A 23,835-nucleotide genomic window follows, 5' to 3' on the forward strand; every position below is an offset into this window, starting at 1 on the left:
TGGACATAACAACAGACAACCGAAATGAGGGTCATGTTTTCTAAAGCATACTATTAGAAAGTACCACATATAATCGCCTCTAATCTACTGTTCCTAACACATCTGTATTAGGAGGTTCATACCCCATCTGGCGTGCCATAGCCATAATCTGTCCTTTGTGATGGAATTCATGAGTGATTGTATGCATGAGCAATTTACGAGGTGTCATTGATATCGGTTCTCCTCCTTCTCTCCAAGGAATCTGCCTCTTAATCGGCTTATCCATTTGTTGTGCGAATACTTCAAATACCTCATTTACATAAGAATCTACTTGTTCAAAGTGTACTTTTATTTCATTCCAACCGAGTTCCAACAGTTTTTCCTTTGAAGTGAGAGGTTTCTTTGTTTTCAATAAAACAAATGAGCCAAGCCAAGCATGATAACAGTCTGCTATGTGAACCAGCGTGTCTCTTACACTTTGCCAACCAAAGTTATTTTCTTGAGTAAAGTCACTTGGATCTAGTTCACTACAAAAGTCAAGAAGTGTCATTCGAGTCTGTCTAACCCATTCATATTCGTTTTGAGTCACTATACCCACCCCTTATAGATGTCATACCTTTATATTCTCTATTTCGAACTAGATTCCTTCTTAAACTACCTTCTCACGTGAGTTTAAATGTAACATTTAACACAATTCTGCCCTACAAAAATCTAACCATATCTTTAACATAGTCATAATAAAAAAGTCTCAGAAATTTTACGAATGGTAAAATTTCTGAGACTTTTGAAATTTCTAGGAAGTCACATCATACTATCACAGGAGCAAAAAACTCCTGATAAAGTTCTCGAAGAATTTTGTTTTCATTGCTTTGATGAACACCAAAGGAAAGGCTGACCTCTGACGATCCTTGGTTAATCATTTCAATGTTAGCTCCAGTTCGAGCAATGGCTGTGGCAGCTCTAGCTGCTAGGCCGGTGCTATTGTTCATGCCCTCTCCAACGACTACAATCATGGAGAACTCATGTCGGAAATGGGCATCTTCTGCGTGTAATTCCTCCTTAACCCTCTTTACTATTCTGTCCTCTTTTTCGGGTGTTAGCTGGTGGCTTCGAAAAATCACAGATATATCATCTAAACCTGAAGGAGTATGCTCATAGGAAATATGCTCTTCCTCTAGAATTTGAAGTAGCTTGCGGCCAAAACCGATCTCTCGGTTCATCAAATACTTACTGACGTATAGTATAGAGAATCCACTATCAGCTGAAATCCCAGTTATAGGTCTTCGATTCACTTTTCTGGATGAGACAATCTTGGTGCCAGGTGCAGAGGGGTTATTCGTGTTTTTAATGCATACCGGAATTTTAGCCTTGTATACCGGCATTAATGCTTCATCGTGGAATACAGAGAAACCGGCATACGAAAGCTCACGCATTTCTCGGTATGTGATTTCCTCTATTTCCACAGGACAGTTAACTACTTTCGGATTTGCACAAAAAACAGAATCCACGTCGGTAAAGTTTTCGTAAAGCTCAGCTTGAATAGAGGCTGCTAATATGGATCCGGTTATATCTGATCCACCTCTATCAAAAGTCCGTAGTAAGCCCTTTTTTGTATAACCAAAAAATCCAGGGAAAACAATCACTTCACTAGTATTTTTTAGACTCGTATGGAGGTTTTGATAAGCCTCCGGGAGTGCCATTGCCCGCTCGGGTAAGTCATTTATTAACAGACCTGCTGACTTAGGACACATGTATCTAGCTGGAATTCCGATGCTTGTGAAATAAGTAGAAATAAGCTTCGCATTATTATCCTCTCCGCTTGCTTTTAAGGAATCCATAAATAAACTATGATTTTCTTGTTTCATAGATAGCCTTGAACGTAAATCCTCTTCAATTACATCACAAATGAGTAAATCTAAGTCTAAACCTAGAGCAATTTCCTTGTAGCGATTTAACACAGCCTCAAGGCTAGGCTCTACATTTTCACCATGTAAGGCAGCGTTGCCTAGGTTTATTAATAAATCGGTCACTTTTTTATCTTGTTCAAAACGTTTGCCTGGTGCTGAAACGACTACGTATTTTCTTTTAGAATTAGCCTTTACGATTTCAGCAACCTTTTTAATTTGTTCTGCGCTCGCTACCGATGTTCCTCCAAATTTACTTACGATCATCTCATCAAATCCTTACTATTTTCGATTAATTGTATTTATGGGAAAAACAAATGATTTTATACAGTGTACAAATATTAATCATATTCGTCAATACGTTAGTCAATATTTAATAAAAAATATTTCATATAAGTGTATGATTCTGTGATTAATTATATTATTGTTCGTAATTAGGTTAATTAATTAAATAAAACAACGGATTGTCCATCTTGAATCATTTTATATACGAATAATAAATATTTTTAATTTTTTAAAATAGCATAATATCAACGTTTATATACGATGTAATAAAATGATAGCGTTTTCAAGTTTTCAAACTATATTGACAACTAAAAATATCCTGCGTATGATAGGGATAATTCAATAAGTGATAAACGATTTTGACAGAGATAAGCTTTACATTTTGTAAATCTACAGAGAGCTGATGGTTGGTGCAAATCAGTGGTTTCGTATGTGAGGTAGCACTCTTGAATCGGTGGGCTGAAGTCAGTAGGCTCATCCGTGAATGCGCGTTAAGCATATGACTTAAGAGGCTGCAGTATGTTTGCAGTAAATTTGGGTGGTACCGCGTGAGTTATTTTAGCTCTTCGCCCCTTACATTAATGTAGGGGACGAAGGGCTTTTTTGTTTTTCCAAAATAAGGAGGAGATTTGTATGCTTCAAGATCAAACCATTTTACGTATTCCAGGACCAAGTCCAATTCCACCGAGTGTGCAACGAGCGATGAATCAATCAATGATTGGTCATAGAGGAAAAGAAACCTCAGATATGCTTAAGCGTATTACCCCTGGTTTGAAGAAAGTGTTTGGTACAGACCAAGAGGTTGCCATTATTGCTGGGAGTGGGACTGCAGGTTTAGAAACGGCAGTTGTGAATGTCGTAAAGCCAGGGGAAGAAGTGCTTGTTGTAGTAACAGGTGCGTTTGGAGATCGTTTCACTAAGATTTGTGAGGCCTATCATATTAAAACACACGTATTAAGTACTGAATGGGGCAAGGCATTAGATCCACAAGAAGTTAAGGCATTTCTAGTAAAGCATCCACAAGTAAAAGCAGTATTTTCTACTTATTGTGAGACATCCACTGGAGTTTTAAATCCAATTGATCAGCTAGCTTTAGCCGTACAAGAGGTGTCAGAGGCTTTAATCGTAGTAGATGGAGTTTCATGTGTGGCAGGAGTAGAAACAAAAATGGATGAGTGGGGAATCGATGTAATGGTCACTGGTTCTCAGAAGGCATTCATGCTTCCTGCAGGTTTAACGTTCGTCGCTGCTAGTGCAAAAGCTTGGAAAGTGATCGAAGAAAACGATCAGCCTAGATTTTATTTGAACCTAAAAAAATATAGAGATAATTTACTAAAAGATACTACACCGTTTACTCCCGCCTTATCATTATTATTTGGACTTGAGCAGGTGCTGAACTTATTGGAGACAGAAGGTCTTGAAAACGTATATGCTCGCCATGAGCTAATGAAAAATATGACTCGTGCAGCGTTTAAAGCACTAGACATTCCATTACTGACAACAGATGAGGATGCTTCCCCAACTGTTACGGCTGTTCAGCCAGAGGATTTTGATGCAGAAGAGTTCCGTAAGATTCTGAAGAATGAATTCGCGATATCCATAGCAGGCGGCCAGCAGCATTTAACGGGCAAAATCTTCCGAATTGGGCATATGGGCTATTGCTCTCCAGCAGATCAGCTGCAGATCATTAGTGCGATAGAGATAGCTCTAAAAAAACTAGGTAAGGATATTGAGCTTGGAAAAGGAACAGCAGCGGCGCAACGAGTTTATTTAGCATAAGTAAAACTTAATGAGAAGGAGCAGATGAATGATGACTTACAATATACTAATTAGCGACCCACTTAGCGAGGATGGTATTTTCCCTTTAAGGGAGGCAGAGGGATTTAATATAGTAGTAGATACAGATCTAACCCCTGATCAGCTGGCAGAAAAAATTGGAGAATTCGATGCTTTGCTTGTGCGAAGTCAAACTCAGGTTACTCGGGAAATTATTGAAAAGGCAACGAACCTAAAAATTATAGGCAGAGCTGGAGTTGGAGTAGATAATATCGATCTTCCTGCAGCAACAGAGCGTGGAATCATTGTTGTTAATGCACCGGATGGCAACACCAACTCTGCTGCTGAGCATACTATTGCAATGTTAATGTCGCTTGCTCGAAAAATTCCGCAAGCATTCCATTCCTTAAAAAATAAAAAATGGGATCGCAAAACGTATATTGGAGTAGAGGTAAAGAATAAAACATTGGGTGTCGTTGGATTTGGTCGAATCGGTCAAGAGGTTGCAGTTCGTGCAAAGGGTCAACGAATGAACGTAATTGCATACGATCCTTTCTTAACTCCTGAAAAAGCAGAGAAGCTTGGAGTACAATTTGGTACAGTGGAGGATGTTATTAAAGCAGCAGATTTCATCACTATACATACTCCTTTACTTAAAGAAACACGCCACTTAATTAATAAGGACGCATTTGAAAAAATGAAGGACGGTGTACAAATCATTAACTGTGCCCGCGGCGGAATTATCGATGAGGATGCTTTATATGATGCAATTGTTTCGGGCAAGGTGGCTGGGGCAGCACTAGATGTGTTTGAAGAAGAACCATTCGTAGAGCATAAGCTGTTAACATTGCCACAGGTTATTGCTACCCCACATTTAGGGGCTAGCACAGTAGAAGCACAAGAAATAGTAGCGATTGACGTGTCATTCGATGTAGTGAGCTTTTTAACAGAAGGAGTCGTAAAAAATCCAGTTAACCTTTCTTCAGTACCGAAGGACATATTGGCAAAAATTGAACCATATTTCAACCTGGTCGAACAGCTTGGATCCTTCTTGAGCGATTTAGTGGAGGGACCTCCAGAAGAAATAAATATTACCTACGCTGGCGAGCTTTCTAATTTTGATACACGCCCATTATCTCGAAACGCAGTTAAGGGCTTCCTAAAAAGCAAGTTAGGCGAGTCTGTAAACGATGTGAACGCAAAATTCCTTGCTGATCGTCTTGGCATTTCTATTAATGAATTAAAAACGACAAACTCTAAAGGATTTACAAGTCTAATTACAGTGGAAGTAAAAACTGCTACTGAATCACGAAAAGTGTCTGGGACATTATTGAATGGACTGGGCGGACGAATCGTTCGAGTGGATGACTTTATCGTAGATGTGGTCCCTAACGGATATTTACTATTTATTCGCCATAAAGACCAGCCAGGTGCAATTGGGCGTGTAGGTATGCTGCTTGCAGAGGAAGGCGTGAATATTGCAACGATGCAGGTGGGACGTTCTGAAGTAGGCGGTGATGCAATCATGATGCTTACAATCGACAAGCATATAGAGGGTAAAGGCATTGAGAAACTAAAAGGACTAGCAGATATATTCGATGCAACACCTATAGATTTATAAGTGAAAATTTAAAAGCTTAGTTTAAAATTGAAAAATCATCTCTCGAGGTCTTCTAAAGAGGTGATTTTTTATTGGATATTTATGTTAAAATTATTATACGTGTTGAAGGTCTGCCTCAAACTAACTTTCTCACAAGGAATATTAAACTTGCCTTCTTGGGTAGATACTCTATTTCATAGAGGAGATAAGTTCTAAATCTGACATAATAAAAAGGAGTCTAGCTCATACATATGGTCATCCTAATTATCATCATCACATTGCTGCTTTATGGCGGTCTCGTCTATTATATTGGCTGGCGGGGATATCGCTGGCTCCGTCCGGAATCGTCAAGTCGCCGCTTCAAATTACTTTACAGCTTCATCGTAGTACTGGCAGCCAGCTCTTTAATTGTCGGTTTTACATCGGGAATCACCTTTATAAATATTGTGGGTGCTTACTGGATGGCCTGCTTTTATTTACTGTTGCTATTAGTTCCTCTTGCTCATATAACAGTTATCCTATTACGTTATACCAGGCTACCGAGACACAGTACACAAAAGTGGGCTGGTTTCGTCACCTTGGGTCTAGTTGTTTTTTTTCTTGCATACGGCACATATAACGCATACAGTCCCATTGTTCGTAGCTATGATATTAAGATAGCTAAAGGCTCCTCAAATCTGGATGGTCTTCATATTGCATTGGCAGCAGATACACACTTTGGTTTGCTGTCTGGTAAAAGTCACGCTGAGCGGTTAGTTAAGGAAATCAATGCACTCAATCCAGATATAATCTTACTACCTGGTGATCTCTTTGATGATGATATTCAACCATTTCTTGATCAGAGAATAGATCAGATATTATCTAAGCTTCATGCACCTTATGGGGTTTATGCTTCTCTCGGCAACCATGATAGGCATGACGGTACCATGCAAGAAATAATAGATGCATTGGAGAACAGCGGAATCAATATACTTTACGATGATATAGTAGAGGTTCAAGGAAAATTTACGCTCATTGGCCGAAAAGACCGCATCGACAAGGACAGGTTACCTTTAGATTCACTGATGAATGATGTGAACCTTTCAAATCCAACTATTTTATTGGATCACCAGCCATATGAGCTTGATATAGCACAGCAGCAAGGCATTGACTTGATGGTGTCAGGTCATACGCATGGGGGACAAGTCTTCCCAGGCAATTTAATTACTGGTGCTATTTATGAAAATGATTGGGGTTATCTGCAAAAGGAAACGATGCATTCTGTTGTGACATCCGGTTTTGGCTTTTGGGGTCCGCCGATTCGGATTGGTACACGCTCAGAGATTGTGATGATACAAATCGAGTTTGAATAAAGGGAACCGTTCCAAGCTTCAACGTGACATTCCAAATAGAAGGGGCAATAAGTAGAGAGCCATCGACGTAAACGATGGGGAAGGCTTATTGCTCACCTCACAAAAGAGGGAGGAGAATAAATTCTACTTTATTAATTTGAACTCCCTGAAATAAATCCAATACCAGTACCTACCCATATTCCTATTAATATACTAATTGTAAATAATCCGATTCCCATGCCTTCCCAACCACCAACTCCAATTACGCTAAAAATAATTACCCCCAATGCAAATCATACTTAGTACAGTAGAAGTGGAAAATAAAGATTTTCTTGAAACTTTACGAGATGTTATAAACATCCCAATTGCAAACACAATTCCGCTAAGCAATATAGGAGTCCATCCTTCTAACATCAAAGCATCCATTTCATTACCTCCTGTGAAGTTTTTCAGCAACATACCTAAGATTTTTACTTGAAAAATTTCATCTTAACTTTATTTATTCATAGTTAACTTTAATGGGACCATATCGCGACCAGCCATCGTATCCACTAAATTCGAACTTTAAAAATCCAATGGGTTCTACTTCATGTATCGTTAAAACAACTACTGCTTTTGATGGTTCTCTTGTTTTATAATAAGCTAAACTCTCTTCCGCTTTTCCACCGTTATCAATGTAATAATGTAAATATAAACTTGTATCACTTGATTTAATCTCTTTGCTGCTTCCAGTAATTTGGGCTGACTCTCCAGCTTTAAGACTTTTTATCGTCCCGACCTCATCAAAGCCTCCGTAAGTGGCACTATATGAAAAAATTAAATTAGATAGATCTTGATTACTCAAATTATTAACCTCTATAGTAACTCCTTTATCATAATCTCTAAACTCTCCTTGGTTTTCCATTTCCCAAGTGTATAAAACATAATAAATAAATATTACAAATGCAACGATTGGCAATGTAAAAGTAAGTACTACAGCTCCAACTATCTTCTTCAAAATAATACCCGTCTCCTTTTCGAGGATATACTCTTTTTATGACCATAATTCTTATTTTAACATAAATATCCAATTCAAAGGTTTACCTGAAAATAAACGAGTGGAGTATTCTGAAATAATTTTTTTGTAGTAGCGTTATATAAGCAAACTGTTAAAAGGCAAGAGTGCTGATTTAACAGCATTCTTGCCTAATTTAAAATTATATAATTATTGTTCTAATATATTAAGTAGATCATGTAAACTTTTAATAGTATACGTAGGCTGAATTTCCTCCGATACCGGCTTAGCTTCTCGATTGATCCATACGGATTGAATACCCGCACGAGATGCTCCAAGGATATCGGTCATTAAATTGTCTCCAACCATTAATACTTCTTCCTTGCTAACTGAAACAAGCTCAAGGGCATGCTCAAAAATAGATGGATCTGGTTTTCCTTTTCCGAATGCCCCAGAGATTATAATATGATCAAAGTATGGTGAAATTTCTGGAGTAATTTCAAGCTTTGTGTTTTGCAGGCTTGGTGAGCCATTTGTCATTAGTAGTAGCGTATAGTTATTCTTTAATTTGTCTAGTACTTCAAATGTTTCTTCATATACAAAAGGACTTTCCTTGCGCATACGTGGAAAATAACTTGCTAGTTCCTTTCCAAGGGTCTCGTCCTCGACGCCAAGCTTTTGTAAGCCTTGTGTCCATGCATGTTGTTGATAGTCAGCGATTAGTAGCTTCATCTTTTGAAAATCTTCTCCTGGATCATCAAATGTGCCCCATAGTCCCTCAAAAGGATTAATACCAATCATTTGGGTGAATGGACGTGTTTCATATGAATCATATAACTGGCTTGCCGAGTCACGAACGGATTTTTCGAGCTCTTTGGAATTTACGCTAGCCTTTGCAGCAGCATAATCACAGGTTTTCTGAAAAGCCGTTTCTACGCTTTTCTTGTCCCATAGTAAGGTGTCGTCCAAATCAAAAAATACAGCTTTTTTCTTCATCTATGTACCCCCTCCACTAACTTACTTATTACTTTACCTCAGTAAAGGGAGATATGTCACTAGCGTTAGCTAAAATGTTAATAATGTATTGAGCGGGCCATCTGTACGAATAATATCTTCTATTGATTTAATAGGAATCGGAAAGTAAGGAAATCCATATACATAAGGGGTAATCTCGTAGAGTTGAAAATAAATGACGATAGTATGATCGGCCAGATAGTAATCCTGGTCTGGTCTGATAGTAGTAAAATCCTCCAAAAGAGGAACCTCCCAAGCTTCTATTTTCATCGAAATAATTTGAGATAGCTTCTCTACATAATTACTATTTGGGTTAAACAAGTCCTTTAATGAATATTGCTTTCCAGTCATAACATCGAAGGTTAGGGACTTAGTAATAGTTAAACCATGAGCACCGCCTGTAAAGGAATAAACGGTAAGGCTTAAGCTTAAAATATTTCGCTCGTTTGTCTTAATTTCATAAGTTCCTACCATCTCCACTAATGATTCATTGTAAAAGCCCTGTTCAATAAGGAGGTTATTTAAAAGAGAAACAATATCTCCATTAATCTTTTTTTCTGTTAAAGAATGAGGTAAGTTAGTAATATGAGGATAATTAACAGAAATGTTAGGTTTTGAATGGGTAATGTTTTTGTTTGTAACGCAAACTGGAAAATCCACTGTTCACAACCTTTCAAACATAATAGTAATTATATGAATGAAAGGAGTTTCATATGTTTTTAAAAAGAATAATGATTAGAACGGATCAAGAAATATCAAAGGATGAATATCCATTTACTATACCTACAATCCAGAATTTTAGGGAACTTGAATTGACCAATAGCGTCACCTTCTTTGTAGGTGAAAATGGCACAGGAAAATCGACTCTATTAGAAGCAATTGCAGATCAATGTGAGTTTAATACAGCAGGTGGTGGCCGAAACAACTACTATGAGGTAGATGCTGCAGAGAGTGCATTAGGAAAACATTTGAAGCTCTCTTGGATGCCAAAGGCGACGAACGGCTTCTTTTTACGTGCAGAGACATTCTACCAATTTGCTTCTCATGTGATGGAAAGTGGAAGTATTGGATCCTATGGAGGGAAATCACTTCATGAACAATCACATGGTGAATCATTTCTATCCTTATTTTTACATCGTTTTAATGGAAGAGCTATTTATTTATTGGACGAGCCAGAAGCAGCACTTTCCCCTCAAAGACAGTTGGCCTTTTTAAAGATAATGCATGACTTAATACAAGAAGAGGATTGCCAATTTATCATAGCTACACATTCTCCTATTATTTTAGGCTTTCCAGAGGCAACAATTTATAGCTTTGATGCTGGACATATTGAAGAAGTCGAATATGAACAAACAGCACATTATCAAACAACTAAATATTTTCTAGATCACCGGGAGAAATTTTTAAAAGAGTTATTGGAAGGTGATTAGATGCCAGTGATTATAGATTATTTAGATGAGATGCTTTATGCTATTATGATTTTTTTACCGGTCCTTATTATTTGGCGGCTCATTCGATGGAAACGACGAGGTTTTCATTTAAGGGAAGGGTTATATGAGCTGGGCGTGCTATTTCTAATTGCAGTATTAGTGGGATTATTTTCGCAGACAATTGTTCCTAAGCCTGAAGAGGAGCAAGCATATGTGCATAGTATTAACTTAGAATTATTTCGAGTAATAGAGGAAACTTGGAACGCTATTATTTACTTAGGGTATTGGGAACCCTTTTATATTAACTTCCTTGGCAATATAGTTTTGTTTGTACCAATAGGCTTTCTTTTTCCACTTCTTTTTAGGCGTATGGAGATTTTCCCCTTTCCTGTACTCATTGGCTTCTTTATTTCGCTATTTATAGAAATCGTACAGATTCCACAAAATAGAAGTAGTGATGTAGATGACCTTTGGTTAAATAGCTTAGGAGCACTAGTAGGTTATATCTTTTATCTAATTATTAAAAGGAAATTTCCTGCTTTTTGTAGGGTGTTCAAAAAAAATCAACCTACGAGTTTATAATGGTTCCGGTTTGGGTAAATATGAATCGGACAGTATAAAGCAAGGAGACATCAAGAATGATGATACAGAAGGACACACAAACAGAAAAAAGAAGAGACAATATTATAGAGGATTTAGTAAACAAAGGTGTTTTTAAAATTGATGGAAAACAATTATATGAACTGAATTTTTATCAATTAATGAAGCAATATATAAATGATGAGAAACAAACAAATTAGTGCCTATTAAAAGGCACTTTTTTTAATTGCATTAATCTACTTATATGGCTAATGGTCGATAATAAAAATGTGGTACACTTGATTCAAACACAGATGAGGTGGAGAAAAACTTGACAGTTATACAGAATTTAAATGAAACATTACAAAAAAAATGGGCAGAGGCTGAATTTGCATTTGAAATGCCTATCCAAACCCAACTAATCCCGCATATGCTTAACGGTTCAGATATAGTAGCAGAGTCCCCAACAGGAACAGGTAAGACATTGGCTTACGTTCTTCCTTTACTACAAAAGGTTGATCCTTCTAAGAAACAGATACAAGCGCTAGTCGTAGTCCCTTCACAAGAATTAGGGATGCAAATTGTAGAGGTATTTAGAGAATGGTCTACAGGAACGGGTGTCTCTGTAGCTCAATTAATCGGTGGAGCGAATATTAATCGTCAAATTGAAGGATTAAAGAAAAAGCCAAATATTGTAGTTGGGACACCAGGTAGGCTGCAGGAGCTTGTCAAAGTGAAAAAGCTGAAAATGCATGAAATTAATACCATCGTATTAGACGAAGGAGACCAGCTCCTAAGCAGAGAACATCGTACAACTGTAAAGGGTTTAATAGATGCAACTGTTGAAAGACAGCTTGTCGTAACATCAGCTACAATCACGGAGGAAATAGAGCTAGTTGCAGAGCGTATGATGAAGGACCCTGTCCGAATCCATGTGACAGCTGAGGAAGTGCCAGCTAAAGGCGAAGTCATCCATAGCTTTGTTAAAACAGAAACGAGAGACAAAACAGAGCTTTTAAGAAAGCTGTCTCACTTACCAGGCATGAGAGGGCTAGCATTTGTGAACAGCTTAGATCAGCTGCTAATGAAGGATTATAAGCTCTCCTACAGAGATGCACCTATCGTTTCCTTGCATTCGGAAATGAAAAAAGAGGAACGTAAAAAAGCATTAGATGATTTTAAAAATGGTAAAGTGAGTATCTTAATAGCGACGGATGTTGCAGCTAGAGGATTAGATATTTCTGGACTTACACACGTCATTCATGTAGATGTTCCACATTCTATTGAGCAGTATCTACATCGTTCAGGACGTACGGGACGAGCAGGCAAAAATGGAGAAGTTTTAACACTTTTATCATATAACGATGAAAAAACCTATAAAAAATGGACAAAAGAGATTCCGGGTAAAGCCGTTCAAAAAATATGGTATCGTGGTGAATTAATAGAAGGTTCATCCAAAACGATCGATAAAAAGGGGAAGTAAGTAATGGGGTTCCAACAAAATCTTGAGGAATATGCTGAGTTAGTAGTTAAGGTTGGCTTGAACATTCAAAAGGGACAACCGCTTTTAATTAATACCACTACAGATACGATTGATTTTACCAGACTTATTGTTAAAAAGGCATATGAAGCAGGAGCAAAAAGGGTTGAGGTCAATTATACAGATGAAGTAAATGCTAGATTGTTTTATGATATGGCACCTGATGAAGCATTTCATGAAGTACCAAAATGGGTGGTTGCGCAGCGAGATGAATTAATTGAAAAAAAAGGTGCCTTGTTATGGATTGATGCAGATAATCCAGATTTGCTAGAGGGAGTGGCTATAGATCGTATTTCGAACTATCAAAAGGCTTCAGGTAAGGCATTAGAAAATTACCGCAAGGCTGTAATGAATGATGTGATCACTTGGTCGATTGTAGCAATGCCTTCTAAAAAATGGGCAGCAAAGGTATTTCCTAACCTAGACGAAACAGAACAAATGGATGCATTATGGGAGCTTATTTTCAAAGTAGTGCGCATTGGAAAAGGAACTGCGGTTCAGCAATGGCAGGAGCATATTAACAATTTAGAGTCACGTGCAACATTATTGAATGAGAAAAGATATAAAAAACTGCATTACAAGGCAGAAGGTACAGATATTGAAGTGGAATTGCCAAAAGAACACATCTGGCAATCTGGAGCTAGTAAAAACGCTCAAGCAGTACCATTTATCGCTAATATGCCTACTGAGGAGGTTTACACTGCGCCACTCAAAACTGGTGTGAACGGTTTTGTAAGCAATACTAAGCCTTTTGTCTACCAAGGGAACGTGATTGATGGCTTCAAATTGACATTTAAAGATGGTGAGATTGTTAAGGTTCAGGCAGCTTCTGGTGAGAAGCTTCTGCAAGAGCTGATTCAAACGGATGAGGGCGCAAAATATTTAGGTGAAATCGCATTGGTACCACATGAATCTCCTATTTCAGCATCTAATGTATTGTTTTTCAACACTTTGTTTGATGAAAATGCCTCAAATCACTTTGCTATCGGAGAAGCATACCCGACTTGTGTAGAGGGAGCTAGAGGTTTAACAGCAGAGGAATTAGAAAAAATGGGTATTAACACTTCTATCGTCCATGAGGACTTTATGATTGGAAGCGCAGGTATGGATATAACAGGCGAATTAGCAGATGGAACGAAGGAACCAATCTTTATTAAAGGTGCATGGGCATTTTAAGGAGCTGATCTTCAGTGAAAAGATGGATAAGTTTACTTATGATTCTTTTAATTTTATCTCCTGTGTATTCAGTAGAGGCAAAGTCGCCAGAGGTTTATATTCCTTTAGGTGATTCACTTGCCGCGGGTCAAACACCAAATATGGCAATTGATGCAGGATATACCGACTTAATTTCACAAGAGTTGAAGAGGGCCAATCTGCTTGGATTCTACTCTAAAGCACTAGCATTTCCAGGATATACAACTAGTGATGTCTTGAAAACCGTTCAGTCAACTGAAGCGAAGGATCTTCTGGCAAATGCCACACTTGTTACTATCTCTGCAGGGGCTAACGATTTGTTAAGGCTAGTTCAGGTTAAGCCTGCAAGTGGGATGGTCGCTTACTCGCAAGTTTCCGCCAATTTTGCACTAAATAATGTTAGAAAAAATATGCAAGAAATCATAAAAGAAGTTCAAGCTACTGCACCCAAGGCTAAAATATATGTGATGGGATACTATTTTGCATATCCTCATGTGCATGAGTCTCAAAAAGAAGGTGTCGGCAAAGAGTTAGATAAGCTACATACGATTCTACAAACTGTAGCAGAGCAAAATGGAGCAACTTATATCTCAGTGGAAGAGTCATTCGATGGGAAAGAAAAAAAATTAGTACCAAGTGTTGGTGATGTTCATCCTACACTAGAAGGCTACCGTCAAATGGCTAACTCATTCTTTAGTAAGTACAACTCCCGTATGCTTGTGTATGAGCACGAATTGCCTAAGCCTAATCCGTTAACCTTTGAAGAGCTTATAGAAAATAGAAACCAAAGTAATAATGGTTCAACGCAAACGCAAGCAAATGCACTGCCAATTAATCGCTATCTATCGTTTACAAACGGTAATTATATAGCTATGGTCTTGCAACGTATTTTATCATAAAACACATTGCTCAAAAGGGTTATGAGCAATCAACTTAGCTGAGAACTTCAAGAACCCCCAATTTTATGGTTCATAAAATTGGGGGTTCTTTTTTAGCAAATAGTAAAAGACTAAAGACAAACTGAAAGATCTTTGAGTTTGTCTTTAGTCTTTAATTTCTTTTATATAGCTTTAGCGTAAAAAGTTCAGCGCTTTACTGTTTTTTTCGATTTTAAGACTTTACGAACAATTGGATATACTACTGGTGCCCATTTAATAGCTGACTTAACTAATCTGCCTACTTTCATAATCAATCCGCTCCTTGCTTTTCTATACTTATCTTATTCCCATTTTAGAAGCAATTAAACATCATGACGTAATACCTTGATTCCCTGGACAATGTTCCAAATGAACAGAACTATATTAATCAACGTATATAAGCCTATAAAAATTAATGCTGTAGTCATGCTAGACCACATGTTTGTTGTGTCGCCTGAATAACTAAGTGGGGAAAAGTTTGCAAATACTGCTAACATAAGAAACACAAAGAAAATAGTAGGAATAATATGTGAGATTAAAGACCTTTTTGCATGGTATTTTACCCCTTTATCTGTCGTAAGGAAGTAAACAATTATTGGAAGAATAAAGGGAGCAAATAAAATAGAAAAATAGGTTGATGCACTTAAAATTTTATTGGTATCCATACATGGTCTCCTCACATATTCTCGCTACTTTTTTAATTAGTCTAAGACAAACTTAACAAGTATGTCTTTATATTCCTCAACGGATGAAATAGAAACCGATTCCTGATCCCCGTGCCAATCAGAGCCGCTTGGCCCGAACTCTATGGCTACCGCACCCTTCGCTGCATAATAACGAGTATCTGCAGCACCATGCTGTCCGAATAGGGTAGTTGGGGTTTGTCTGATAGCGTTACAAGTAGCTAAAAGCTTCTGGATATACTTATCATCTTCTTTATTAGTGATAGCTGGAGTATGACCTTGGAAATGTATTTCACTGCCAGGGTATTTCTCTAAAAGGCTTCTTAACTCTTTGGAGATTTCCTCGACGTCTTGTCCAGGAACAAATCTTAAAGAATAACTTATGATACATTCGTCTGGTACCATATTATATCGGTCTCCTCCTTCTATTTTTGCCAAATTTAGAGAAGGATATTCATAATATTCATTACTAGCCTGCATGAACGAGCATTTTCTTAAGTCTTGGTCAAATAACATGGCTTTTTCAATTGCATTTACTCCTTCCCACGGACGGCTGCCATGAGCAGATTTACCTTTTAGGTGAACATCCCATTGTAAAATACCTTTTGCTTGGAGTCCGATGTTAACATGAGTTGGCTCACCGCAAATAACAAAATCACCATGATAACCTTGTTCAACTAAGTGCTTGGATGTTTTTCCTCCTGTTTCTTCATCGGTAGCTATGTGTAGCTGTACTTTTTTGGTAAGTAAATCTTGTTTTTCTGAAAGAACCGCGAAAGCTTCCATCATTGCAGCAACACCAGCCTTCATATCAGCTGAGCCACGCCCATATAGTCGGTCTTCTACAATTTTCGGTTCAAATTGCTCTGGGTTCCCTGGAACTACGTCTATATGTCCGTTCCATATGATTGTTTCTTCACCTGTTCCAATTTCAGCTACAAGCATTTGTTTGTTGTTTAGCTCATACGTTTTTGTTTTAACGCCTCTTTTTTCTAGCCAATTCTTACAGTATTGCAGTGCCTCATTTGCACCTTCCAAATTATCACTCTTTATTTTAATTAGATCTGTTAGTAAATTAATCAATTATTACACCCCTAATAATAAATTTGTATTATTATATAATACCAATCGGGGTTGCATTCTAAACACCTATCGGCTACAATGAACTCAAATAAAATAAATTCGAAACCACAAGGGGCGTCGCTACAAAGCGGCTGAGATAGTACCCTTAGAACCTGTAAGTTCATACTTGCGTAGGGATGTGGATGGAAACTGGCAATCGCGCGATGTCTGGCTCTGTCCCTTCGGCGTTTTTTTGTGGTCAAAAAAGGGGATTACAATGAGAAATCAACGTGTTGTGTTACTCGTAGAGATTGCTATTTTTGCAGCATTAGGCTATGTATTAGATTTAATTGGTTTTGGTATGCCACAGGGAGGCAGTGTTACATTTGTTCTCGTTCCAATCATATTAATTGCCTTTCGTCGAGGCATAGTGGCAGGCGTAGTGACCGGCTTTTTAATAGGGCTGTTGCAGGTTGTGACAGGACGCTTTTATCCAGCACCCTTATCATTTGAAATAGTAATTATGCAAGTAGGTATTGATTATTTTATAGCATTTATGGTTGCAGGGCTTGCAGGATTATTAAGACCAGCATATATTAAAGCATATCAACATCAAAATAAGATGAAAATGACAATAGCGGTTGTGCTGGGTGCTTTAATTGCTTCATTTTTACGTTATTTAGCCCACGTATTATCGGGGATATTATTCTTTGGGGAATTTGCTGAGGGCCAAAATGTTATCGTATATTCATTAGTTTATAATTCTACTTATATGATACCTGTATTTCTATTTGCAGCTTTTATCTGTTCGATCCTATTCGTAAAAGCCCCGCGCCTATTACTCCCGAAGTCATAAGATATATGATATGATATTCATACATCTAAGTGAAGAAGGGATCTTGTAAAGATGATAGTAAAGACAAATGAAGAATTAGAAATGTTAAAAAAAATTGGTCACATTGTAGCTGAGGTAAGAGATGCAATGAAGGCAGCAACAAAACCAGGCGTGACTACTAAAGAACTTGATGAAATTGGCGGTAAATTATTTAAAGATAAAGGCGCTGTTTCCGGCCCAATGGGAGAGTATGATTTCCCGGGGTATACTTGTATAAGTGTAAATGAAGAGGTTGCACATGGAATTCCAGGCTCTCGAGTGATTAAAGAGGGAGACCTTGTTAATATTGATGTTTCCGGTTCATATGAAGGTTTCTTCGCAGATACTGGTATCTCGTTTGTAGTAGGAGATGGCTACGAGGATAAGGAAAAACTTTGTCGGGTAGCAGAAAGTGCATTTAATCGTGCTATGACTAAAGTAAAAGCAGGTTCTCGTCTTAACCAAATAGGTAAGGCAGTGGAAAGAGAAGCAAAAGAAAACGGTTTACATGTCATCATGAATCTTACTGGTCACGGTATTGGGAAGTCCTTGCATGAAGCACCTCAGCATGTGTTGAATTATTATGATGCATGGGAGTCAACAATCTTAAAAGAAGGAATGGTTCTAGCAGTGGAGCCTTTCATTTCCGAAAAGGCAGAACATATCGTTGAATCAGGTGATGGCTGGACATTTGTCACTCCAGATAAATCCTTAGTTGCTCAAATCGAGCATACGGTGATCGTTACAAAAGACCAACCAATTATTTTAACTAAAATAGATTAAATAAAAAACGCTAACGAAATTTAATTTTTCGTTGGCGTTTTTTTTATAAATAGTATTCCAACCACTAAGACTGTGCTTAGGAAGAGGGAGGCTGCAGATATTAATAATTCGTTTACATTATGACGTACAGCGATTCCAATGAAAGCCCATATAAAGACTAGAACGATTGCTCGGTCATCATAATGATATCTAAAGTGTAAGGCAATTGCAGTAGCTAACGTTAGGAATATAACGACCCATAAAGAAGTAGTTATTCCAAAGCCGCTAAACTCATAATATGTTAAAACATAATCAAGATTTGCTATAGTGGCTACAAAAATCCATCCTAGGTAAATGGAAATAGGTATTCTTCTTTTCCAATTGGATTCACTACTTGAGTAAGTTAAATATAAAAGGAATAAGGACCAAAGCAGCGCTAGTATTGTAATTAAAGCGTAGCTAAAATGCTCATAATGCCATAGTAGAATCCAAGAAATATTAAATAGGCACGTTGCTAGAAATAATACTACTCTTTGTAAGGGAATCTTATGTTCAATTCTATATTCTCTTATAATATTCCATATCCAAAATGCTAATAGTATATAAATAACAATCCAGATGGAAAATACATAACCAGCAGGTGTAAAGAGGGCTGGAATTCTAGCAGAGATTTCCCCAGTCGTTTGACCATTAATAGGTAACGTATTAGCAAGTATATTTACAAGGATTGTTGCGAGATAACCGCAAATCAAAAGGATTATTTTGACCAAAAGATTCGCCTCCTTCTATATTTAATAAGTATACCTTTCAATCTAAGAGCACACAAATTCAATTATAGAAATTATGTGACAAAAAAATGAATAATTAGGAAAGTAATTCATGATATAATGAAAAATGTAAAAGTTTTTAAAATAGGGGGAATATTCAGATGTTAAAACAAAATTATCCAATCGTCTGGGATTTAGATCGATTTTTCCGTGGTGGTAGCAGCTCCTCTGAATTACGGGAGCATCTAGATAAAGTTAAGGAAAAACTAGGAAAATTTGAAATAAATGTTAAGGAAATAGTTGTCCCAGCCTCAGCTCAAGAGTCTAACCAAATTAGGCAAATAATCGAGGAACTAAAAGATGTAGCTGTCCATTTAGCAGAAGCAGGGGCAGTTATTGGCTGCTATCTAGCTCAAGATACAACAGATAAAAAAGCGACGCTTTTACAAGGCGAGGTTGGTTCATTGTATGCAAGGTTATCTTCGTTAATGATTACAATACAACAAGCGCTTAGCAAGACAGAATCTACCGTATGGGAAGAGCTTTTAAATACGGACGAATTAACCCCATTTAAATTTATATTAAATGAATGGAGAGAGCAAGCGAGTAAAATGCTTTCCGAAAAAGAAGAGGATTTAATAACTACCTTAGAAGTAGACGGTTATGATGCATGGGGCCAACTATATAACATGCTTGTAGGGGACATCCATATAAAAATGACTATCGATGGGGAAGAAAGAATACTTTCGGTAGGACAAGCTGATAACTTAAGCTCGAGTGATAATGCTGAAATTCGTAAAAATTCCTTTGAAGCGTTAGAAAGTGTATGGACTGAAAAAGAAGAAGTTTTTGCGAAAACGCTTAATCATTTAGCTGGCTTCCGTCTGGCTACGTATAAAAAAAGAGGCTGGGAATCTGTCTTAGAAGAACCTCTTGCCATCAATCGTATGAAACAAGATACATTGGATGCAATGTGGGGAGCAATCTCTAAAAATAAAGCACCATTTGTGGAATATTTAAATAGGAAATCGGAGATGCTAGGCGAAAAAGCGATGCATTGGTATAATTTAGATGCACCTATCAGTACGTCTACCGAAAAAATGGAGTTCCAACAAGGAGCGGAATTTATCCTAAAGCATTTTAAAGAGTTTGGACCGAAGCTAGAAGCCTTTTCAAGAAATGCTTTTGAAAATGGATGGATTGAAGCAGAGGATCGTCCAAATAAGAGACCGGGTGGCTTTTGTACAGGAATGCCTGTATCAGAGGAATCCCGTATATTTATGACTTATAGTGGTTCCATGTCAAATGTTTCTACACTTGCTCATGAATTAGGTCATGCATTCCACTCATATGCTTTAAGACCAGTGCATTGGATGAACCGGAGATATGCAATGGGAGTAGCAGAAACTGCATCTACCTTTGCAGAAATGATAGTGGCGGATGCCTCTGTTCGCGAAGCAAAGTCCAAAGAAGAGAAAATTGCTTTGTTGGAGGATAAAATTCAACGCAGTGTTGCTTTCTTTATGAACATTCACGCCCGCTTCTTGTTTGAAACTAGATTTTATGAGGAACGAAAAGACGGCATTGTTTCTGCAAACCGGTTAAACGAGCTAATGGAAGTAGCACAGAGAGAAGCCTATGGGGATGCTTTAGACACGGTACATCCGCATTTTTGGGCATCTAAGCTCCACTTCTATATTACAGGAGTTCCTTTTTATAATTTCCCTTATACCTTTGGCTACTTATTTTCTTTAAGTATATATTCAAAGGCAAAAGAAGAAGGATCTGGTTTTGAGGAGAAGTATATTGCTTTATTACAGGACACAGCAGTAATGTCTGTAGAGGATTTAGCGATGAAACATTTACAAGAGGATATAACGAAAGAAGCGTTTTGGAAGAAGGGAATTGACCTTTGCATTCAAGATGTTGAGGAGTTTTTGCAATTAACTAACACTAAAGGGTGACGGTACTTGATTTATCTAGAAGGAGCAAGTTGTTACTTAAGGACTTTAAATGTAAAGGATGCACCTGCTCTTGCAAATTTAGTCTATGACAACAAGTTGTACTGGTCTGTTTTCGAACCATTACACCAAGAAGAATATTATACTGCTAGCGTCCAAAGAGAGAAGATTCGTGAATCAATCATGCTCATGCAGGAAAAAAGGGAATATAGCTTTGGTATTTTTTCTCATGAACGAGATGTTTTGATAGGCAGCATTTCACTTTATAGCCTGAAAAGAATGCCGTTTTCTAGTGGTTTAATTGGCTATTCGGTTGACCAGAAGCAAATTGGTAAAGGAATTGCGTCTGAGGCTGTTCGACTAGTAAAGCAATTTGGCTTTAATGACGTTCAATTAAATCGAATAGAAGCTTATGTATCCCCTAGAAATTTTGGCTCTATCAAAGTGCTAGAGAATAACAAGTTTGTTCGTGAGGGATTGCTGCGTAAGCTATTATTCATTAATGGGAAATGGGAAGATCACTATATGTATTCCACTTTAAGAGGAGAATAATAGGGGCTATAAATGAGTCTGTTGGTAAACTTAGTTTATCAACAGGTTTTTTGTATTATGTGGTGGACAGAAGGTTAGGTAGGTTGCTCTTAACACCAAATAGCAAAAAAAGAGCTTGCCATGGCGTTAACCATAAGCAAGCTCAAAAAAATTGGCGATTTCCCGGGAAATACATTATTTTTTGTCGATTTTACCGTCTGTTACCAAATCAAGTCGTCCCGTGTGAGGATCGATAATTAGTCCATGAACTGGAATTTCAGAAATCATCAACGGATGGTTACGTATCATTTCCACACTATGTAAGACACTTTCTTTCACGTCTGAAAACCCTTCAAGCCATTCTTCCACTTCAATACCTGAGTTTTTCAGTACATCAAAAGTGGAAGGATTTACTCCACGAGCTGTCATTTTTTCAAGAATTTTATCTGTTTGAATGGAGCTCATTCCACAATCGTGGTGACCAATTACATAAATCTCATCTGCTTGAAGCTCGTAAACTGCAACGATCAAGCTGCGCATAATACCACCAAATGGATGGTTAATAACAGCCCCTGCACTTTTAACGATTTTTACATCTCCGTTTTTAAGATTCATTGATTTAGGAAGCATTTCTACTAAACGTGTATCCATACAAGTAAGAATAACTATTCGCTTATCAGGAAACTTAGTAGTTACATAAGGTTCATACAGCTTGTTTTCTACAAATGATTTGTTATAGGTTAGTATGTCGTTTAAACTTGGCATAGTAATTCCTCCTTCTTAATATATTTTATACGAAAAAGAAGAAATTTACTTAATATTTGTTTAAAGAAATTATCTTGCAATGTTTCTTTTGCGATCATGGATAAAGAAAGACTTCCCTGTACCGATTACAACTGACTGTAATGGTTCTGGTGCAAGGTGGACAGGTACTTCAATTACACCGCTAAGCCATTCCTTTAATCCTTTTAGCAACGCTCCGCCACCAGTCAATATAACACCATGGTCTACGATATCTCCTGAAAGCTCAGGAGGACAAATTTCTAGTGTCGCACGAATTGCTTCTAGAATTGTCTCTAATGATTCTTTTAAAACTCCCTGTATTTGAGTAGAAGATAGTTTCACTATTTTTGGTAACCCCGTCACTACATCTCTTCCTCGCACTTCCATTACTTCTTCTGTATGAGGAACAAGGGCATACCCTATAGTCGTTTTTATCAATTCTGCTGTAGGCTCACCAATTATCACATTAAACTCTTTACGTACATAGTGGATAATTGCCTCGTCCATTCGATCTCCTGCAGCTTTCACAGTACTAGACGCGACTACACCTCCGTATGAGATAATCCCTACCTCTGTAGTACCTCCACCGATATCAACAATCATGCTTGCTACTGGCTCATTGACTGGCAACCCAGCACCAATTGCAGCGGCAACAGGTTCTTCCATTAGCTGCACTTCTTTAGCGCCACTTTGACGTACCGCATCTTGGATGGCACGGCGTTCTACAGAAGTTGCTCCTGAAGGTGTGCACACAATCACAGTAGGCTTACGTAAAGAAGTACCAAGTTTTTTGCTAGCTTTTTGCATAATAAGTTTTAACAACTGGGTAGTAACATCAAAGTCTGCGATCACGCCATCTTTTAGAGGTCTAACTACTTCAATAGATGTTGGTGTTTTACCTATCATCTTTTTGGCCTCTGATCCAAAGGCAATTATTTCTTTTGTTTTTGTGTTTACTGCCACCACAGTTGGCTCATCTATAAGTAATCCCTTATTTTTTGTATAAACTAAAGTATTAGCAGTTCCTAAATCAATACCGATATGTGAATTTGACAACATATGTCTTCCTCCATTTCACTTGCTCTACGTTATTATAATGGAAAATAGCACAATTGCCATTTGTAACATAATGGAATTTTACGTATGTTTCAATACTTTGTGGGTAGTAAGGGGCATTTATAGGGAAAAAAATAATGACAAAAACCTATTTTGTATTCGTTTTGTAATACAAACTTATCTAAAATGAAATGAAAAAAATAAGAAATAACATTAAGAAAAGAGTAAGTGCCTGTTCTGCCCCGACAGGCAAATGAAGAAAAGCGAGGAGGCAGCTCCTCAGCCACCGGAGATTTTCTTCATTTGACCCCGAGGGGCAAGGCACTGAAGCTAGACAACAGAGAAAAGCGGAGGCGCCTGTTCTGCCCCGACAGGCAAATGGGAAAATGCGAGGAGGCAGCTCCTCAGCCACCGCAGTATTTTCCCATTTGACCCTGAGGGGCAAGGCGCAGGAGCTAGACATCAAGAAAAGCGGAGGCGCCTGTTCTGCCCCGACAGGCAAATGGGAAAATGCGAGGAGGCACGTATAACGGATAATTGCCTGGTACAGGTAGACACGAGACACTTAATCAGGGGTATCCGCACGTAAAAGTAGAGAAAGCGACACCTAATCGGAGCAAAAGCGCACCTAGAGCGTAGAAGAGTGATACCTAAAAAGTAGAAATTTTCGCCTAATCATGGAAACCACACGTAAAAGTAAAGAAGTGCCACCTAAACAAAGTAAAAGCGCACCTAAAGGGGAATGTAAAATATTTTGTGTAAATGTATTACTATCTTTATTCTAAACACATACTTACTTTATCCGTTAAGGGG

General features: G+C 37.8%; 25 protein-coding genes, 1 riboswitch and 1 other annotated feature. Of the genes, 13 read left to right on the forward strand and 12 right to left on the reverse strand.

From position 1 onward, the window contains the following. Positions 1-79: 79 nt before the first annotated feature. Together HF876_RS14270 and HF876_RS14275 are read right to left on the reverse strand one after the other, a co-directional pair. Positions 80-568, reverse strand: coding sequence for a DinB family protein (locus HF876_RS14270; protein WP_169360719.1), 489 nt, complete (start codon positions 566-568; stop codon positions 80-82). Positions 569-785: 217 nt separating this feature from the next. After that, the gene (locus HF876_RS14275; RefSeq protein WP_169360720.1) at positions 786-2,150 is read right to left on the reverse strand and encodes an aspartate kinase; all 1,365 of its coding nucleotides are present in this window, start codon (positions 2,148-2,150) and stop codon (positions 786-788) included. A 368-nt stretch (positions 2,151-2,518) separates the two neighbouring features. Continuing rightward, positions 2,519-2,745, forward strand: a binding site (T-box leader). Between the two features lie 56 nt (positions 2,746-2,801). Between HF876_RS14275 and HF876_RS14280 the strand changes: the two genes are divergently transcribed. From HF876_RS14280 to HF876_RS14290, 3 genes are all read left to right on the forward strand, one after another. After that, positions 2,802-3,947, forward strand: a complete 1,146-nt coding sequence (locus tag HF876_RS14280) for a pyridoxal-phosphate-dependent aminotransferase family protein (protein ID WP_169360721.1) — start codon at positions 2,802-2,804, stop codon at positions 3,945-3,947. Between the two features lie 31 nt (positions 3,948-3,978). Continuing rightward, positions 3,979-5,565, forward strand: a complete 1,587-nt coding sequence (serA, locus tag HF876_RS14285) for a phosphoglycerate dehydrogenase (RefSeq protein ID WP_169360743.1) — start codon at positions 3,979-3,981, stop codon at positions 5,563-5,565. Positions 5,566-5,795: 230 nt separating this feature from the next. Next, positions 5,796-6,896 (forward strand): metallophosphoesterase, encoded by a 1,101-nt coding sequence (locus HF876_RS14290; protein ID WP_169360722.1) that lies wholly within the window; start codon positions 5,796-5,798, stop codon positions 6,894-6,896. 131 nt (positions 6,897-7,027) lie between these two features. Here HF876_RS14290 and HF876_RS18930 read toward each other — a convergent pair whose 3' ends face one another. The 5 genes from HF876_RS18930 to HF876_RS19290 form a co-directional block, all read right to left on the reverse strand. Further along, positions 7,028-7,114 (reverse strand): hypothetical protein, encoded by an 87-nt coding sequence (locus tag HF876_RS18930; RefSeq protein ID WP_240949779.1) that lies wholly within the window; start codon positions 7,112-7,114, stop codon positions 7,028-7,030. A 28-nt stretch (positions 7,115-7,142) separates the two neighbouring features. Continuing rightward, entirely contained in the window at positions 7,143-7,301 is a 159-nt protein-coding gene (locus HF876_RS18935; RefSeq protein ID WP_240949777.1) for a hypothetical protein, read from the reverse strand. Between the two features lie 73 nt (positions 7,302-7,374). Further along, on the reverse strand, positions 7,375-7,872 hold the full coding sequence (locus tag HF876_RS14300) for a hypothetical protein (protein ID WP_169360723.1): 498 nt from the start codon (positions 7,870-7,872) through the stop codon (positions 7,375-7,377). Between the two features lie 207 nt (positions 7,873-8,079). Beyond that, entirely contained in the window at positions 8,080-8,865 is a 786-nt protein-coding gene (locus tag HF876_RS14305) for an HAD family hydrolase (protein ID WP_169360724.1), read from the reverse strand. A 69-nt stretch (positions 8,866-8,934) separates the two neighbouring features. Continuing rightward, complete coding sequence (locus HF876_RS19290; protein WP_169360725.1) at positions 8,935-9,543, reverse strand: DUF3298 domain-containing protein; 609 nt, start codon at positions 9,541-9,543, stop codon at positions 8,935-8,937. Between the two features lie 53 nt (positions 9,544-9,596). Between HF876_RS19290 and HF876_RS14315 the strand changes: the two genes are divergently transcribed. The 6 genes from HF876_RS14315 to HF876_RS14340 all read left to right on the forward strand — a co-directional run bounded on the left by HF876_RS14315 (position 9,597) and on the right by HF876_RS14340 (position 14,525). Beyond that, complete coding sequence (locus HF876_RS14315) at positions 9,597-10,313, forward strand: AAA family ATPase (RefSeq protein WP_169360726.1); 717 nt, start codon at positions 9,597-9,599, stop codon at positions 10,311-10,313. Next, positions 10,314-10,895 carry a VanZ family protein gene (locus HF876_RS14320; protein ID WP_169360727.1) on the forward strand — a complete coding sequence of 194 codons (582 nt, stop codon included), beginning with the start codon at positions 10,314-10,316 and terminating at the stop codon, positions 10,893-10,895. A 56-nt stretch (positions 10,896-10,951) separates the two neighbouring features. Then, positions 10,952-11,113 (forward strand): Fur-regulated basic protein FbpA, encoded by a 162-nt coding sequence (locus HF876_RS14325; RefSeq protein ID WP_169360728.1) that lies wholly within the window; start codon positions 10,952-10,954, stop codon positions 11,111-11,113. Positions 11,114-11,223: 110 nt separating this feature from the next. Beyond that, a complete protein-coding gene (locus HF876_RS14330; protein WP_169360729.1) occupies positions 11,224-12,375 on the forward strand; it encodes a DEAD/DEAH box helicase in 1,152 nt (383 codons plus the stop codon). Positions 12,376-12,378: 3 nt separating this feature from the next. After that, the gene (locus HF876_RS14335) at positions 12,379-13,608 is read left to right on the forward strand and encodes an aminopeptidase (RefSeq protein WP_169360730.1); all 1,230 of its coding nucleotides are present in this window, start codon (positions 12,379-12,381) and stop codon (positions 13,606-13,608) included. A gap of 14 nt (positions 13,609-13,622) precedes the next feature. Beyond that, entirely contained in the window at positions 13,623-14,525 is a 903-nt protein-coding gene (locus tag HF876_RS14340; RefSeq protein ID WP_346764084.1) for an SGNH/GDSL hydrolase family protein, read from the forward strand. 341 nt (positions 14,526-14,866) lie between these two features. Here the strand turns inward: HF876_RS14340 and HF876_RS14345 are convergent, their stop codons facing one another. Further along, complete coding sequence (locus HF876_RS14345; RefSeq protein ID WP_169360731.1) at positions 14,867-15,208, reverse strand: magnetosome magnetite crystal formation protein family; 342 nt, start codon at positions 15,206-15,208, stop codon at positions 14,867-14,869. 36 nt (positions 15,209-15,244) lie between these two features. Further along, positions 15,245-16,309, reverse strand: coding sequence for a M20 family metallopeptidase (locus HF876_RS14350; protein WP_169360732.1), 1,065 nt, complete (start codon positions 16,307-16,309; stop codon positions 15,245-15,247). Positions 16,310-16,409: 100 nt separating this feature from the next. Continuing rightward, positions 16,410-16,503: riboswitch (TPP riboswitch) on the forward strand. Between the two features lie 62 nt (positions 16,504-16,565). Here HF876_RS14350 and thiT point away from each other — a divergent pair. Both thiT and map read left to right on the forward strand, forming a co-directional pair. After that, a complete protein-coding gene (thiT, locus tag HF876_RS14355; protein WP_169360733.1) occupies positions 16,566-17,144 on the forward strand; it encodes an energy-coupled thiamine transporter ThiT in 579 nt (192 codons plus the stop codon). Between the two features lie 51 nt (positions 17,145-17,195). Then, on the forward strand, positions 17,196-17,945 hold the full coding sequence (map, locus tag HF876_RS14360) for a type I methionyl aminopeptidase (RefSeq protein WP_169360734.1): 750 nt from the start codon (positions 17,196-17,198) through the stop codon (positions 17,943-17,945). 20 nt (positions 17,946-17,965) lie between these two features. On the opposite strand, the gene HF876_RS14365 is transcribed toward map, so the two are convergent. Further along, entirely contained in the window at positions 17,966-18,694 is a 729-nt protein-coding gene (locus tag HF876_RS14365; RefSeq protein ID WP_169360735.1) for a tryptophan-rich sensory protein, read from the reverse strand. Between the two features lie 158 nt (positions 18,695-18,852). On the opposite strand from HF876_RS14365, the gene HF876_RS14370 reads away from it, so the two are divergent. Both HF876_RS14370 and HF876_RS14375 read left to right on the forward strand, forming a co-directional pair. Next, positions 18,853-20,655: a M3 family oligoendopeptidase gene (locus HF876_RS14370; protein WP_169360736.1), complete on the forward strand. Its 1,803-nt coding sequence runs from the start codon at positions 18,853-18,855 to the stop codon at positions 20,653-20,655. 6 nt (positions 20,656-20,661) lie between these two features. Then, a complete protein-coding gene (locus HF876_RS14375; RefSeq protein WP_169360737.1) occupies positions 20,662-21,204 on the forward strand; it encodes a GNAT family N-acetyltransferase in 543 nt (180 codons plus the stop codon). 174 nt (positions 21,205-21,378) lie between these two features. Here HF876_RS14375 and HF876_RS14380 read toward each other — a convergent pair whose 3' ends face one another. Both HF876_RS14380 and mreBH read right to left on the reverse strand, forming a co-directional pair. Further along, complete coding sequence (locus tag HF876_RS14380) at positions 21,379-21,948, reverse strand: beta-class carbonic anhydrase (RefSeq protein ID WP_169360738.1); 570 nt, start codon at positions 21,946-21,948, stop codon at positions 21,379-21,381. A gap of 69 nt (positions 21,949-22,017) precedes the next feature. Next, positions 22,018-23,025, reverse strand: a complete 1,008-nt coding sequence (gene mreBH, locus HF876_RS14385; protein ID WP_169360739.1) for a rod-share determining protein MreBH — start codon at positions 23,023-23,025, stop codon at positions 22,018-22,020. Positions 23,026-23,835: the final 810 nt, after the last annotated feature.

It is taken from the genome of Psychrobacillus sp. BL-248-WT-3, from assembly GCF_012843435.1.
GTDB lineage: Bacteria > Bacillota > Bacilli > Bacillales_A > Planococcaceae > Psychrobacillus.